This window comes from Leeuwenhoekiella palythoae, assembly GCF_020310025.1.
GTDB classification, from domain to species: Bacteria; Bacteroidota; Bacteroidia; order Flavobacteriales; family Flavobacteriaceae; genus Leeuwenhoekiella; species Leeuwenhoekiella palythoae.
Map to the genome: position 1 here is coordinate 2,218,084 of NZ_CP084318.1, position 14,265 is coordinate 2,232,348.

13 protein-coding genes are annotated in these 14,265 nt (G+C 40.8%); 11 read left to right on the forward strand and 2 right to left on the reverse strand.

All coding sequences use genetic code 11. The features are described 5' to 3' along the window. The first annotated feature begins 123 nt into the window (after positions 1-123). The 4 genes from LDL79_RS09445 to LDL79_RS09460 all read left to right on the forward strand — a co-directional run bounded on the left by LDL79_RS09445 (position 124) and on the right by LDL79_RS09460 (position 6,055). Entirely contained in the window at positions 124-1,137 is a 1,014-nt protein-coding gene (locus tag LDL79_RS09445; RefSeq protein WP_167598776.1) for a homocysteine S-methyltransferase family protein, read from the forward strand. 26 nt (positions 1,138-1,163) lie between these two features. Then, entirely contained in the window at positions 1,164-3,896 is a 2,733-nt protein-coding gene (gene metH, locus LDL79_RS09450; protein ID WP_225597526.1) for a methionine synthase, read from the forward strand. Between the two features lie 65 nt (positions 3,897-3,961). Continuing rightward, the gene (metF, locus tag LDL79_RS09455) at positions 3,962-4,915 is read left to right on the forward strand and encodes a methylenetetrahydrofolate reductase [NAD(P)H] (protein ID WP_225597527.1); all 954 of its coding nucleotides are present in this window, start codon (positions 3,962-3,964) and stop codon (positions 4,913-4,915) included. A gap of 48 nt (positions 4,916-4,963) precedes the next feature. Continuing rightward, a complete protein-coding gene (locus LDL79_RS09460) occupies positions 4,964-6,055 on the forward strand; it encodes an acyloxyacyl hydrolase (protein ID WP_225597528.1) in 1,092 nt (363 codons plus the stop codon). Here the strand turns inward: LDL79_RS09460 and LDL79_RS09465 are convergent. Further along, positions 6,052-7,677: an ArnT family glycosyltransferase gene (locus tag LDL79_RS09465; protein ID WP_225597529.1), complete on the reverse strand. Its 1,626-nt coding sequence runs from the start codon at positions 7,675-7,677 to the stop codon at positions 6,052-6,054. The genes LDL79_RS09460 and LDL79_RS09465 overlap by 4 nt on opposite strands. 141 nt (positions 7,678-7,818) lie before the next feature. Between LDL79_RS09465 and LDL79_RS09470 the strand changes: the two genes are divergently transcribed. The 3 genes from LDL79_RS09470 (at position 7,819) to LDL79_RS09480 (ending at position 10,230) form a co-directional block, all read left to right on the forward strand. Next, the gene (locus LDL79_RS09470) at positions 7,819-8,571 is read left to right on the forward strand and encodes a head GIN domain-containing protein (protein ID WP_225597530.1); all 753 of its coding nucleotides are present in this window, start codon (positions 7,819-7,821) and stop codon (positions 8,569-8,571) included. A 6-nt stretch (positions 8,572-8,577) separates the two neighbouring features. Beyond that, entirely contained in the window at positions 8,578-9,684 is a 1,107-nt protein-coding gene (locus tag LDL79_RS09475; RefSeq protein WP_225597531.1) for an acyloxyacyl hydrolase, read from the forward strand. 66 nt (positions 9,685-9,750) lie between these two features. Next, on the forward strand, positions 9,751-10,230 hold the full coding sequence (locus tag LDL79_RS09480) for a hypothetical protein (protein WP_225597532.1): 480 nt from the start codon (positions 9,751-9,753) through the stop codon (positions 10,228-10,230). Between the two features lie 2 nt (positions 10,231-10,232). Here the strand turns inward: LDL79_RS09480 and LDL79_RS09485 are convergent, their stop codons facing one another. Continuing rightward, on the reverse strand, positions 10,233-11,342 hold the full coding sequence (locus LDL79_RS09485) for a glycosyltransferase (protein ID WP_225597533.1): 1,110 nt from the start codon (positions 11,340-11,342) through the stop codon (positions 10,233-10,235). A gap of 52 nt (positions 11,343-11,394) precedes the next feature. Here LDL79_RS09485 and ruvC point away from each other — a divergent pair, with 52 nt between their 5' ends. The 4 genes from ruvC (at position 11,395) to LDL79_RS09505 (ending at position 14,258) form a co-directional block, all read left to right on the forward strand. Then, positions 11,395-11,949 (forward strand): crossover junction endodeoxyribonuclease RuvC, encoded by a 555-nt coding sequence (gene ruvC / locus LDL79_RS09490; RefSeq protein ID WP_167598784.1) that lies wholly within the window; start codon positions 11,395-11,397, stop codon positions 11,947-11,949. A 12-nt stretch (positions 11,950-11,961) separates the two neighbouring features. Continuing rightward, positions 11,962-13,092: a radical SAM family heme chaperone HemW gene (gene hemW, locus LDL79_RS09495; RefSeq protein ID WP_225597534.1), complete on the forward strand. Its 1,131-nt coding sequence runs from the start codon at positions 11,962-11,964 to the stop codon at positions 13,090-13,092. A gap of 63 nt (positions 13,093-13,155) precedes the next feature. Next, positions 13,156-13,905, forward strand: a complete 750-nt coding sequence (locus tag LDL79_RS09500; protein WP_072981663.1) for a cyclase family protein — start codon at positions 13,156-13,158, stop codon at positions 13,903-13,905. Positions 13,906-13,907: 2 nt separating this feature from the next. Beyond that, complete coding sequence (locus tag LDL79_RS09505; protein WP_225599960.1) at positions 13,908-14,258, forward strand: DUF4260 domain-containing protein; 351 nt, start codon at positions 13,908-13,910, stop codon at positions 14,256-14,258. The last annotated feature ends 7 nt before the right edge of the window (positions 14,259-14,265 follow it).

Below are 14,265 nucleotides of genomic sequence, written 5' to 3' on the forward strand. Positions count from 1 at the left end.
GCTTTCTTAATAACCTAATTTTGCAAACTGCTCTAAGATCTAGAGTAGTATTGATTTATACAAGAATGAAAGTTGTGTTTTTAGACCTTAGTAATAGTCTAAAGACTTTTGGAGGAAATGATTATGAGTAAGAATAACATTCAAGAGGAACTTAAAAAGCGCATTCTAATTTTAGACGGTGCAATGGGAACCATGCTTCAACGCTATAAGTTCACCGAAGAAGATTTTAGAGGAGAGCGTTTTAAAGATTGGCCTACTCCTGTACAGGGTAATAATGATATGTTGAGTATCACCCAGCCCGATGCGATCGCGCAAGTACACGCCAAATATTTTGAGGCGGGAGCAGATATTGTAGAAACCAATACTTTTAGCGGTACCACCATAGCCATGGCAGATTATGGGATGGAAGAATTTGTGTACGAACTCAATTTTGAATCTGCAAAAATTGCCAAGAAAGTAGCGCTTGAGTTTACTGCGCTAGAGCCAGAAAAACCGCGATTTGTAGCAGGAGCTATTGGTCCTACCAATAAAACTGCGAGTATGTCTCCAGATGTAAATGATCCCGGTTTTAGAGCAATTTCGTTTGATGAGCTACGCATTGCTTATAAGCAACAGGCCGAAGCTTTAATTGATGGCGGCGTAGATATTCTTCTGGTTGAAACGGTTTTTGATACGCTCAATGCAAAAGCTGCATTATTTGCGATTGAAGAAATTAAAGAAGAACGCAATATTGAAATTCCGGTGATGGTAAGCGGTACAATTACCGATGCTTCCGGGCGCACCCTTTCCGGGCAAACTGCTGAGGCTTTTTTGATCTCAGTGGGTCACCTTCCTTTACTGTCTGTGGGATTCAACTGCGCTCTAGGGGCAAAGCAACTCACACCATATTTAGAAGTGGTTTCAGGCAAATCTAATTTTGCGATATCGGCTTACCCTAATGCCGGTCTGCCAAATGCCTTTGGAGAATATGATGAGACTCCCGAAGAAATGGCAGCGCAGATTAAAGAATATCTAGACAAACAATTGATCAACATCATTGGCGGTTGTTGCGGGACCACTCCAGAACACATTAGCGCGATTGCACAACTCGTTAAAGAATATAAGCCAAGACCGTTGCCACAGGCTACTAACGCCTAGCGAACGGATACGAATTAAGATTGAATATGGAAGCTGATTTGAATAAAGCTAAAAAGAATGAAACGGCGAAGTTCTTAAGATTGAGCGGTCTAGAACCGCTTATCGTAACACCTGAAAGCAACTTTGTTAACGTTGGAGAGCGTACTAATGTCGCTGGGTCTAGAAAATTCTTAAGACTTATTAATGAAGAAAAGTTTGACGAAGCTTTAGATATCGCTCGTGATCAGGTTGAAGGTGGTGCGCAGATCATTGATATCAATATGGACGACGGACTTATCGACGGAAAGAAGGCGATGGTAACTTTCTTAAATCTGATTGCTGCCGAACCTGATATTTCACGCGTTCCCATTATGATCGATAGTTCAAAATGGGATATTATCGAAGCAGGCTTACAGGTGGTACAAGGTAAGTGTGTTGTGAATTCTATAAGTTTAAAAGAGGGTGAAGCCGAATTTATTGACCACGCAAAAAAAATAAAACGTTACGGCGCAGCGGTTATCGTTATGGCTTTTGACGAAGTAGGTCAGGCTGATAATTATGACCGTCGTATCGAGATCGTTAAGCGCAGCTATGACATCCTTGTGGATCAAGTTGGCTTTCCGCCGGAGGATATCATTTTTGACTTAAATATTTTTCCGGTAGCAACCGGTATGGAGGAGCACCGCCTCAACGCTCTTGACTTTATTAGAGCTACAAAATGGGTGAAAGAAAACTTGCCGCACGCCCATGTAAGTGGTGGTGTGAGCAATGTTTCTTTTAGTTTTAGAGGAAATAACGTGGTGCGCGAAGCGATGCACTCCGTGTTTTTATATCACGCGATTAAAGCCGGGATGAATATTGGTATCGTAAATCCTACGATGCTTGAGGTTTATGATGATATTCCTAAAGATCTTTTAGAACACGTTGAAGATGTAATTCTCGACCGTCGTGATGATGCTACAGAGCGTCTTCTTGATTTTGCCGAAAGTGTAAAAGGAACGGCCAAAGAAAAAACCGTTGATCTTTCTTGGCGAGAAGAACCTTTACAAGATCGTATTACGCGAGCCTTGGTAAAAGGTATTGACGCGTATATTCTTGAAGATGTTGAAGAAGCCCGTCTGGCTTCAGAAAAACCTTTACACGTGATCGAAGGGCACTTGATGACCGGTATGAACGTCGTGGGTGATCTTTTTGGTGATGGAAAAATGTTCCTTCCGCAGGTGGTAAAATCGGCACGGGTGATGAAAAAAGCCGTTGCTTATTTATTGCCGTATATCGAAGAAGAAAAGTTGAAAAACCCGCCACCGGCTTCAGAAAAAGAGAAGTCTAACCTTGTATTGATGGCGACCGTAAAAGGCGATGTGCACGATATAGGTAAAAATATAGTGAGCGTGGTATTGGCGTGTAATAACTATGAGATCATAGACCTTGGAGTTATGGTTCCGCCGGAAAAAATTATTGCTACGGCAAAAGAAAAAAATGTTGATATCATAGGTCTTAGTGGCCTGATCACGCCTTCTCTTGATGAGATGGTGTTTCTCGCCAAAGAGATGAAGCGTCAAGATTTTAAAGTGCCATTACTCATTGGTGGTGCAACCACAAGTAAAGCGCATACCGCAGTTAAAATTGACCCTGAATATCCAGAGTCGGTTGTTCACGTAAATGACGCTTCACGAGCCGTTACCGTAGTTGGCGATCTGCTCAACCCTGATTCTTCAGTAACCTATAAAGCCGGAATCAAAGAAGAATATGCGCTATTTAGAGAGCGCTTTTTAAAACGCGGGAAAAAGCGTGATTTTCTAACGATCGAGCAGGCGCGTGAAAATAAATGGAAGTTAGATTGGGATGCTTTTGAAGCGTATAAGCCTAATCAATTAGGAATACAGGTTATTGAAGAATTTGACCTTGATAAACTTGTGCCGTATATTGACTGGTCACCGTTTTTCCGCAGTTGGGATCTGCACGGGAAATATCCAGATATTCTGGAAGACGATGTTGTGGGCGCTCAAGCACAAGAATTATTTGCAGACGCAAAGGAGATTCTTAAAAAGATTTTAGATGAAAAATTACTGAAGGCTAAAGCGATTTTCGGACTGTTTCCTGCCAATACGATCAATGACGACGATATCGAGATTGTCACTTCTGGCGCAGTTGAGAACGAAGAAAAATTCATTTTCAGAACCTTGAGACAACAAAGCAAAAAGGCTTCCGGAAAACCGAATATTGCACTTTCAGATTTTATCGCTCCTAAAGAAAGCGGAAAACAGGATTATATGGGCTGTTTTTGTGTTACCGCCGGTTTTGGGACACAAGAATTGGCGGCCAAATATGAGGCAGAACACGACGATTATAACAGTATTATGGTAAAAGCGCTGGCCGATCGTTTTGCTGAAGCCTTTGCCGAATACTTGCACGAACGTGTGCGTAAGGAGCATTGGGGCTATGCTAGCGATGAAGCCTTAAATAATGATCAGTTAATTAAAGAGGAATATAAAGGGATACGTCCTGCGCCGGGGTATCCTGCTTGTCCTGATCACTTAGAAAAATTAACTATTTGGGATGTGCTTCAAGTGAAAGAAACCATAGGTGTTGAATTGACCGAAAGCTTGGCTATGTGGCCGGCAGCTTCGGTGAGTGGGTATTATTTTGCGAATCCGCAGGCGCGCTATTTCGGGCTGGGGAAAATTAAAATGGACCAAGTAAGTGATTTCGCAAAGCGGAAAAATATTGAAACACGCCTCGCAGAAAAATGGCTCAACCCTAATATTTCTGACGATTAACCAAAACAACTAATACAACCAAAACAAAGCCTGAAAACACGTTAAAGTGGATCAGGTAGATGCTTATGAAAATTACAGACCACATAAAAAACGCAAACGGGAAGACGTTATTTAGCTTTGAGTTGATTCCGCCTAGAAAAGGAAAAAGCATACAAGAACTTTATAATAACATCGATCCCTTGATGGAATTCAAACCTCCCTTTATTGATGTTACCACGTCGCGCGAAGAGTTTGTGTATATCGAGAAAGACGGCCTGTTAGATAAAAAAGTGACCCGTATGCGCCCGGGAACTATTGGTATTTGTGCCTCGATCAAGCATAAATACAATGTTGACACTGTGCCCCACGTGTTATGCGGTGGTTTTACTAAAGAAGAAACCGAGTATCTGCTGGTAGATTGTCATTATTTGGGCATTCACAACCTTATGGCGTTACGTGGTGATGCTATGCGTGAGGAGCAATATTTTAAGCCTACGCCGGGCGGTCACGAGTATGCATTAGGCTTGGTAGAGCAAATTGCTGAGATGAATAAAGGCCGCTACCTTAACGGGATGGTGGAAACTTCAGACTGTTCTGATTTTTGTATTGGTGTTGCGGGGTATCCTGAGAAACATCTGGAAGCTCCTTCTCTAAAAACTGATCTCAAACGACTGAAGCAAAAAGTAGAGGCTGGTGCAGAATACGTGGTTACTCAAATGTTTTTTGATAATAAAAAATACTTTGAATTTGTAGATCTAGTACGGGCAGAAGGTATAGATATTCCTATCATTCCGGGGATTAAGCCTATTGCGGTAAAACGCCATTTACAATTGCTTCCGCAGGTGTTTAAAATAGATCTGCCTCAAGAGTTGATCGATGCGGTTGAAGCCTGTAAAACCAATACCGATGTACGTCAAGTGGGGATTGAATGGGCGATTCAGCAATCAAAAGAGTTGATGAATGGTGGTGCGCCGGTGTTGCATTATTACTCTATGGGTAAAAGCGATAATATTAAAGCGATCGCTTCAGAATTGTTTTAGATCGAATACTCATAATATTTGATACATTTGCCGGATATCTTTTAGAGAATGAATTACAAGTTTATTGTTGCCTTATTGTGTTTTGTTTCGGTATACAGCCAGGAAGAAGTAAAACCTTATAGTTTTGATCTTAATTATACCTACGGAAGCATTCTCGAGCATAATAAAGATATTTCGCATCTTATAACCGGGCATCCCACAGGTTTTATTTTAGCCTACAACCGAAGAACTTACGGTTTTAATGATTGGGAAGCACGCTATAACTATCCTGATTATGGGTTTTCTTTTGTTTCTCAAGATCAGAAGAATCCATATTTAGGAGAGAATTATGGTTTGTATGGGCATTTTAATTTTTACGCGCTCAACAGACATTTGATGGTGCGTATTGCGCAAGGAATTGCATTTACCACAAAGCCTTTTGATATTGACGATAACTTTAGAAATAATGCCTACGGATCCACTTTGTTGAGTTCAACGTATGTGATGCTCAATTATCAACAGCCGAATATCATTGATCGTATTGGCTTGCAAACAGGGATTACGCTAGTACATTACTCTAACGCAAATGTGCGGGCTCCTAATGCGAGTACCAATTCTTTTACCTTCAATATTGGATTGAATTACCAACTGGATGATGACGAGTTTCCGGAATATATTCCTAAAGTTAAAAGCAGATATACTGAGCCCATAAAATGGAATTTAGCCTTGCGTACCGGTGTTAATGAAAGTGATTATATAGGTTTAGGGCGCCGCTCATTTCTGGTGGTTTCTTCCTTCTTAGATAAGCGTATAACGCATAAAAGCAGTTTAATGGTAGGAGCCGATCTGTTTTTGAGTCCGTTTTTAAAAGATCAGATCGAGTATGAATCCATTGCTTTTGCCCAGCAATACGGTACTACAGGTGATGAAGATTGGAAGCGCGCCGGAGTTTTTGTAGGGCACGAATTGCACTTTAATAAAAACTCTTTCGTGACGCAGTTTGGTTATTATGCTTATTACGATTATGATTTTGAGGGCCGCGTATATTTTAGAGGCGGACTCAAGCGTCATTTTACTGAAAGTATTTTTGGAGCGATTACCTTAAAATCTCACGGTGCAAAAGCCGAAGCTGTTGAGTTTGGGATAGGGATCAGACTTTAATAATGCACGCGCCAGTCGCCAAATGCTTCAACCTCAAAATGCTTGGTCAGATATTCTAAACTATCAGGAATAGGTCTACGGTCTTTTGTGATTATAATATTTGTAGAGTCTTTCAGTAAGCTTTTAAAACGCTCATAGTTGTTTGGATCTCTAAGATCAATGTAAGATTGCGTCCAGCTAGAATCTCTTTCAAATCGCGTATCGCGTAACGACTCGTAATTGGTGTTGGTCACCGTGACGATGCGATCTCCCAAATAAAATGCCGCAGAAGGTAGGCGATAATCGTAGACAATCACTTTGTAATCCTTTGTGTCCTTTCTTTGCTTTTCGATAAAAGCATATTGCGGTTTAAAACTGCGTAATAAGAGTTCGTTTTGAGGTGCAAAACTGAAATACAATAACAATAAAAGGAGTGTTGCTCCTGTACTTAAGGCAAAAAGTCGTGTACTCTTTGAGGCTTTAGCTTTAAAATTCCACCAGTAGAAATAACTTCCTATTGCTGCTAGCGCAAGTATGCTAAACCAAATTTTGTATTCAAATGTGGGAATACAAAGCAATGCGATTGCCATTCCGGTTAAAATTCCAAAGCCAACCTTATAAGTAAGTAAGAAATAGTTTTTTTCGCGTTCTAAGATCTGTTTGTAAATACCGGCATAAAATAGCGCCAGTAAAGGATACAGCGGTAAAATATAAAAAATGAGTTTTGAAGAAAACAGTGAGAACACCAGGAGAATCGCTAAACAAGAAAATCCTAAAGTTTTGAGTTGTGGGGTGAAAGCTAAGCGCTTCCGCTTTGCGATAAGTACGTAAACAAATGGTACAGTCCAAGGTAGGCAGAGTAATGGCGCAAAAGCAAGGTAATACCAGAAGGGTTTACTGCGTTTAAATTGCGAAGCATCAACACTGCGTTTTACGATTTGATCTTCAATAAAATGATCAAGCAGATTAGGTTTTTCTAAAACAATAGCGATAAACCAAGATGCAGAAATACCCAATAATAAAAGGATGCCTAAAACCGTGTGTTTAGAAGGTTTTAGTGGCTCTTTTGTGCTTATTTTATAACAGATCATAAATAGGGTGACGGGTAAAAATGCCACCGGACCTTTGATTAGAAATGCGATCCCTAGAAGAGCATAGCCCACATATAAAAAGCTTTTTTTCTTCTTGAGTTTGGCAACCAGAAAGCAGTAAATACTTGATAAAATAAAGGTATTTAGATAGGCGTCTGTTGTAAGGTTTAAAACACTTGCGAGTACAATAGGAAAGGTAAAATAGATCAGCGCGGCAAAAATTCCGGTTTTGCGATCTTCAAACCAAAGTTTACCCATTTTATAAACAAGCAACAACTGAAGCAGTAATGCGACCGCTAAAAAAAAGCGTGCTCCAAATTCATTAAAACCAAAGATTTTATAACCAAGAGCCGTTATCGCATAGGTAACGGGAGGTTTATGATAATGGCCTATTCCTAACATTCTAGGATGCAAAAAATCGTTGCTTAGTGCCATCTCTCTGCCAATTTCAGCATAACGAGCTTCACTGCTTTCTGTGAGTCCGCCTTGGCTGATGCCCAAGAGCATCACGATAAAGATCGAGGCTAAAACGAAGTAGAATTTTTTCGTCAAAATAAAAACTATTTACAGCGCCAAATTTCAATAAATCTCCTAAAAGGCGGGTTTATATTCTCATTTTATTTTTGAGCTTAAAATATAAATGCGGGGTTCTGCTTCTTTTTGCCGTAATTTGCTCACAAAAGTTGTTGATACATGCAAAAGATCATTTTAGCGCTGTTTATAGTGCTTATTTCATGTAATTCTGAAAATGCCGAAGATTGCTTTCAGACTTCTGGCGAGACGGTGGAAGTTGAATACGAAGTTCCTGAGTTTACAAAGCTAAGAGCTGAGGCTGAGGTGATCGTGCATATCAAACAGGGCGAGGAGTATAAAGTGGTGTTACGCACCGGTAAAAATCTGGTAAACGAGGCACTTATTGAAGTGCAAAATGGAGTTTTGGTGCTGCGCAATGATAACCGCTGCAATTTGGTGCGCGAGTATGGCAATTTTGAGGTTTTTGTAACCGTGCCTAACCTTACCGAGATCCGACATAATTCTTCAAGAGAGATTTATAGCGACGGGACTTTAGTGTTTCCTGAACTGTATTTGGTGAGCAATACTTCGATCAACCTTGATGTGATTTTACGAAAGAACGGGGAGTTTCACTTAGATCTGGATACCGAAAATTTACGCATTGATGCCAATGGTAAAAGTGTGTTTTATATGACCGGAAAAGCTGAAAATATGAATCTAGGGTTCCAAAATGAGAACCCGCGTTTTGAAGGTCGGGATTTTGTGGTTCAGAATATTGATATTTATCACCGCGCTCCCAATAAAATGATTGTGAATCCGCAGCAAAGTTTAACCGGAGTTATCACGGGTACCGGTGATGTGATCGCAGTAAATCGCCCGCCAATAGTAGACGTTGAAGAGCGCTATACGGGCCGATTAATTTTTGAAGATTAACGTTTTATGAGAATTCTTTTTCTTGCTGTCCTGATGTTTTCTTTTGGCCTTAGTGCGCAAGAACTAGACTTTACTGAAGAAAAAAAACCGGTTTCGCTAGATGCTTCTTTTTTCTACGGAAGCATTCTGGAGCATAATCCTGATATCAATCATTTGATCACGGGGCATCCTACAGGTTTTATTTTAAGTTACAACCGAAAAACTTACGGATTTAATGAATGGGAGCGTCGTTATAATTATCCTGATTGGGGATTTTCAATGGCCTATCAAGATCTGCATAATGAATATCTAGGCGAGAATATAAGCTTCTATGGGCATTTTAATTTCTATTTTTTAAACCGAAATGCGTATTTTAGAATTGGTCAGGGTGTTGCTATTGCCGGCAGCCCGTACGATCCTGAAACCAATTACATCAACAACGCTTACGGAACCAAATTACTAAGCTCAACGTACATAGCGCTTCAATACAATAAACAGAATTTGTACAAAGGATTTGGCTTGAATACGGGTTTTACGATCATTCACTATAGCAATGCAAACTTGCGGGCGCCTAACAATAGTACCAATACGTTTGCCTTTAACGTTGGGGTTAATTACAATCTCGATTACGAGGAATTTCCTGATTATATTCCAGAAGGTGAGCGTACAAAATTTACAGAGCCTGTTCATTATAATTTGGTTTTGCGTGGCGGGGCTAATGAAAGCGATATTGTAGGGCAGGGGCAGTTTCCATTTTTTGTGGTTTCAGCATTTGCAGATAAACGCATCAATCACAAAAGCACGCTGGTCGCCGGTACAGATGTGTTTTTTGCCTATTTCTTTAAAGAGCTGATCAAGCTTCAGGCTGCATCGTTCCCTGAGTTGGGCGTGAGCGGCGATGAAGATTGGAAGCGGGTTGGACTTTTTATCGGACACGAACTGCGCTTTAATAAGGTTGCTTTTGTTTCGCACTTGGGGTATTATATTTATTATCCTTACGAGTTTGAAAACCGATTGTATAACCGCCTGGGACTGAAGCGTTATTTTACCGATGATGTTTTTGCCGCGGTAACGGTAAAAGCACACGGTGCAAAGGCCGAAGGCGTAGAATTTAGCCTGGGATATCGTTTTTAAAACAGATATTGTTTAGTTTTATACCGCACGTTTTCACATCTTTGTGCAAGATTTTCGAGATGTTACATGTTTAGATTTCTAGTTCTTTTGGCGATAGCCGTTTGCGTAACAGGCTGTAAAGACCTTGAGACCAAAAAAGTGTCTTCAAAGGTTTTGGCAGAAGAAGAACTCAAGGCGATCAATATGAGCGAGGTCGATGAATATCCCTCTTTTGCGAGTTGCGATACGTTAGAAGATCAAAATGCAAGATATCAGTGCTTTAAAACCGAATTGGCGCTTAACTTTCAGCGACAGCTTTCCAACAAAATGGTGATCGTTGAGTCAGAATTAAACGATACGATCTGGTTGTATTTAAGTATCTCTGAAGTAGGAAACCTGAATATCGACCGTGCCGAAATACCGGATACCATTGCGCTACAACTCCCTGAATTAGAACGCTGGCTAAAAGATAGTCTGGACTCTTTGCCTCAAATTTCCGCAGCAAATAAACGCGGTATTCCTGTAAAAACTGCTTTTAAAATGCCCGTGGTTGTCAAGGTGGACTGATCTCACTTTTTAAAAGTACGCCCTTTCCATACAAAGCTTCCTGTTTGACTTGCAAGTGCTATAAACACTGTAAAAATGGGATATACAAAAATAACCCAAATCAAATGCCACAGCGGTTTTTTTTGATTGAACTCACGCGCAGTTTGTGTGATTAGAACCACATCAATACCGACTTTCAAAAGTAAAAGCCACCTTGCTGAGGCATAAAAAGGAAGCAACAAAACGGCAAGGTTTCCTGTAAAAACAACTATTGCGGTTAAAACCGCAAACGCACTGGTATAGGCGTTGGCTTTTGCGGCCCACCTTTTTCTTTGAGCGATCAGTGCAGTTAAATGCGGTTGAGGCGCTGTGATCACCAAAGCTTTTGAAGTTTTTAGATAACCTACCTGCTTAGCGTCATTTTTAATGAATTTTTGCATTAGAAATACATCATCTCCACTGGCGATGTGATCTGTGTTTTGATATCCGTTCAACTGCTGAAATTGGGTTTTAGCAAACGCAAGATTGGCGCCGTTACACATAAAGGCCTGGCCTAAACCAAAACTGCCTATCGTTGCGCCTTGCAGACTTAAAAAATCTAATTGCTGAAAGCTCCCCAGAAGACTGTTTTTTGCATTTGAAAAAAGTACAGGCCCGGCGATAAATTGCAATTCAGAATTTTGAATTATAGCCTGATGATACATTGCTAACCAGCCGGGAGCAACTCTGCAATCTGCATCGGTGGTAATGATCCACTCAAATTTGGCTTGTGAGATTCCTTTGGTAAGCGCGTCCTTTTTTGGAGAAACCGAAAAGCGCTCATTGTCTAAAACTCTTATAAGCAACTTGCTCGTATTCTGGAATGCTTCAATCACTGCTAAAGAAGCATCGGTAGAAGCATCGTTGACTAAGAGCACTTCAAAATGTTCTTTGTTGTAGGTTAATTTATTTAAAGATTCTAATAACGCCTGAAGGTGTTTGGCTTCATTTCTAAACGGAATGATCACCGAAAAGCAGGTGGGATTTTCAGTAGAACCATGTTCTGGTAAAAATGGTTTCCATCTAAAAAAGCCAACACAAAGCGCGGCAATAAGAATTGTGTATAGGATTATGAAGGCTGCAACAAGGATCACGCTTATAATGTTTAGCTTTGCGAAAGCTTCAAAGATGTAAAAAAATTAGCGCTTGAAATCAGAAAAAATCATTTTAGGAATCGATCCCGGTACGACCATTATGGGTTTTGGCCTGATCAAAGTGGTTGATAAAAAGATGCAGTTTATGCAGCTTAACGAGTTGATGCTAAAAAAATATGACGATCCGTATGTGAAGCTGAAACTTATTTTTGAACGTACGGTGGAGCTGATTGATACCTATCATCCTGATGAGATGGCGATCGAAGCGCCGTTTTTTGGTAAAAATGTACAGTCGATGTTAAAATTGGGTCGTGCGCAAGGCGTTGCGATGGCTGCGGGCTTGTCACGCCAAATTCCGGTGACTGAATATCTTCCTAAAAAAATAAAAATGGCGATTACCGGTAACGGAAACGCCAGTAAAGAACAGGTTGCAAAAATGCTACAAAGCCTTTTAGGTTTAAAAACATTACCTAAAAATTTGGATAGTACAGATGGTCTCGCCGCTGCGGTGTGTCACCATTTCAACTCCGGGAAAACCGTTGCCGGCAAAAGTTACACCGGTTGGGAGGCTTTTGTAAAGCAGAATGAAAAGCGTGTAAAAAAGTAGCGATTAGCAGTTATGGCGGGGCTTTACATTCATATTCCTTTTTGCAAACAGGCGTGTCACTATTGTGATTTTCATTTTTCGACGTCGTTAAAAAAGAAAAGCGAACTCGTCAATGCGTTATGCAAAGAAATGGTTCTACGGAAGGAGGAAATCCCCGGACCCTTGCAAACTATTTATTTTGGTGGAGGTACGCCTAGTTTATTAGACGCTGAAGATCTTCAGCAAATTTTTAAAACCATTGACGATCATTTTGAGGTAGTAGAAGCACCGGAGATCACCCTCGAAGCCAATCCTGACGACCTTACCGAAGCTAAACTTAAAATGCTTGCAGCGTCTCGCATTAACCGACTCAGTATTGGGGTGCAGTCTTTTTTTGAAGAAGATCTCAAGTTGATGAATCGCGCACACAATGCCAATGAAGCTTTACGCTGTTTGCAATTTGCGAAGCAGTATTTTGATAATATTTCGATAGACCTTATTTACGGAATGCCTGATATGAGCGATGCGCGTTGGCAAGAAAATCTAGATCAAGCCCTTGCACTGGGCATTCCGCATATTTCAAGCTACGCGTTAACGGTAGAGCCTAATACAGCGCTACAAAAGTTTATTGAGAAAGGCGTGGTAAAACCGGTTGATGATGCGGTAGCACAACGGCATTTTGAAATTTTGCTCGCAAAAATGGAGCAAGCCGGATTTGAGAATTATGAGTTTTCTAATTTTGGAAAACCGGGTTATTTCTCGCAGAATAACACGGCGTATTGGACCGGGAAACCTTATCTGGGGATTGGTCCATCAGCGCACAGCTTCGATGGTAACACCCGCAGCTGGAATATCAATAACAACCCTAAATATATAAAAGCCATCGCCGCAGATACGCTTCCGATAGAGCGAGAAACCCTTTCAACTATAGATAAGTATAACGAGTATGTGATGACGGGGCTGCGCACAATTTGGGGAGTTTCGTTAGAGAAGATCGAGAAGGATTTCGGTTTAAAATTTAGAACCTATGTGTTGCAGCAAGCGCAAAAGCATATAGAGGAACATCTATTGTTTTTAGATGATGACCGCATTGTGGTGACTAAAAAAGGAAAGTTTTTAAGTGATGGTCTGGCGAGTGACTTATTTATACTCAATCTTTCCTGAGATTTTACTGTAACAATCTGCGAAAATAGTAACTTATTCAGGTGAACCAGCCAGAACAAGCCTATGCAAGCGAAAATTACTATAAACCAGACTGAATATTCCGTAGACTTTTCAAAACCCATAGACCTGAGCATACCTGTAATTAGCGGTGAAGAAAATCCCGTTGCCTGGTATTTGGAGGCTCCGAAAATAGAACCGGTAAAAGAAGGTAAATGGGTGGCAGCTGTAGAGCAGGGATCTGTGGTGAATTTTAATAATGTATATCTCAATCCGCACGCGCACGGCACACATACCGAGTGTGTAGGGCACATCACCGAAAAGGTACACAGCATCAACGAGCATTTAAAAACATTTATGTTTACTGCGGAAGTGATCACGTTAGTGCCGGAGTCTTTTGCAGACGATTTGGTGTTCACTAAAAAGCAAGTGGCAAAAGCTTTGGCATCAAATACTCCCGAAGCACTGGTAATACGCACGTTGCCTAATACGAGCAGTAAAAAAAGCAGAAAATGGTCGCATACTAATTGGCCCTACCTTATGGCAGATGCAACCGCTTACATAAAAGAGTGTGGCGTGAAGCATTTGCTTATAGATCTGCCTAGTGTAGATCGCGAGCGTGACGAAGGTGTTTTAGCAAGTCATAAGGCCTGGTGGTATACCGGGGGAAAAATACGTTTTGACGCTACAATCACCGAAATGATCTACGTGCCTCATACGGTTAAAGACGGTAGCTATATTCTCAATTTGCAGATCGCCTCTTTTGAGAATGATGCTGCGCCAAGTAAACCTATCCTGTATACTTTAGAGAGCTAATGGTGAAAACACTTCTGAAACTTGAAGAACTCGGCGCGCTGCTTCTAGCGGTATACCTCTTTTCGACTCTGGACTTAAGTTGGTGGTGGTTTATAGGTTTATTCTTTGTGCCAGATATTGGGATGTTAGGCTATTTGGTGGGACCTAAAGTGGGCGCTTGGTGCTACAATATGTTTCACTTAAAAAGCTTAGGAGTTGCACTTTACTTAATCGGTATTCTTATGGAATTTGAGTGTTTACAGTTGGCAGGGATCATTCTTTTTGCGCACGCTGCTTTTGATCGCATATTGGGTTACGGGCTTAAATATGAGCGCGGTTTTAAGTTTACGCATTTGGGTGAGATTGGCAACTAGCCTTATC

Bases quoted from the DNA above. Each gene is read 5' to 3' on its own strand.
- LDL79_RS09470 (WP_225597530.1), top strand. From the start codon at position 7,819: ATGCAAAAGATCATTTTAGCGCTGTTTATAGTGCTTATTTCATGTAAT.
- LDL79_RS09445 (WP_167598776.1), top strand. From the start codon at position 124: ATGAGTAAGAATAACATTCAAGAGGAACTTAAAAAGCGCATTCTAATT.
- metF (WP_225597527.1), top strand. From the start codon at position 3,962: ATGAAAATTACAGACCACATAAAAAACGCAAACGGGAAGACGTTATTT.
- LDL79_RS09460 (WP_225597528.1), top strand. From the start codon at position 4,964: ATGAATTACAAGTTTATTGTTGCCTTATTGTGTTTTGTTTCGGTATAC.
- metH (WP_225597526.1), top strand. From the start codon at position 1,164: ATGGAAGCTGATTTGAATAAAGCTAAAAAGAATGAAACGGCGAAGTTC.
- LDL79_RS09480 (WP_225597532.1), top strand. From the start codon at position 9,751: ATGTTTAGATTTCTAGTTCTTTTGGCGATAGCCGTTTGCGTAACAGGC.
- hemW (WP_225597534.1), top strand. From the start codon at position 11,962: ATGGCGGGGCTTTACATTCATATTCCTTTTTGCAAACAGGCGTGTCAC.
- LDL79_RS09500 (WP_072981663.1), top strand. From the start codon at position 13,156: ATGCAAGCGAAAATTACTATAAACCAGACTGAATATTCCGTAGACTTT.
- LDL79_RS09475 (WP_225597531.1), top strand. From the start codon at position 8,578: ATGAGAATTCTTTTTCTTGCTGTCCTGATGTTTTCTTTTGGCCTTAGT.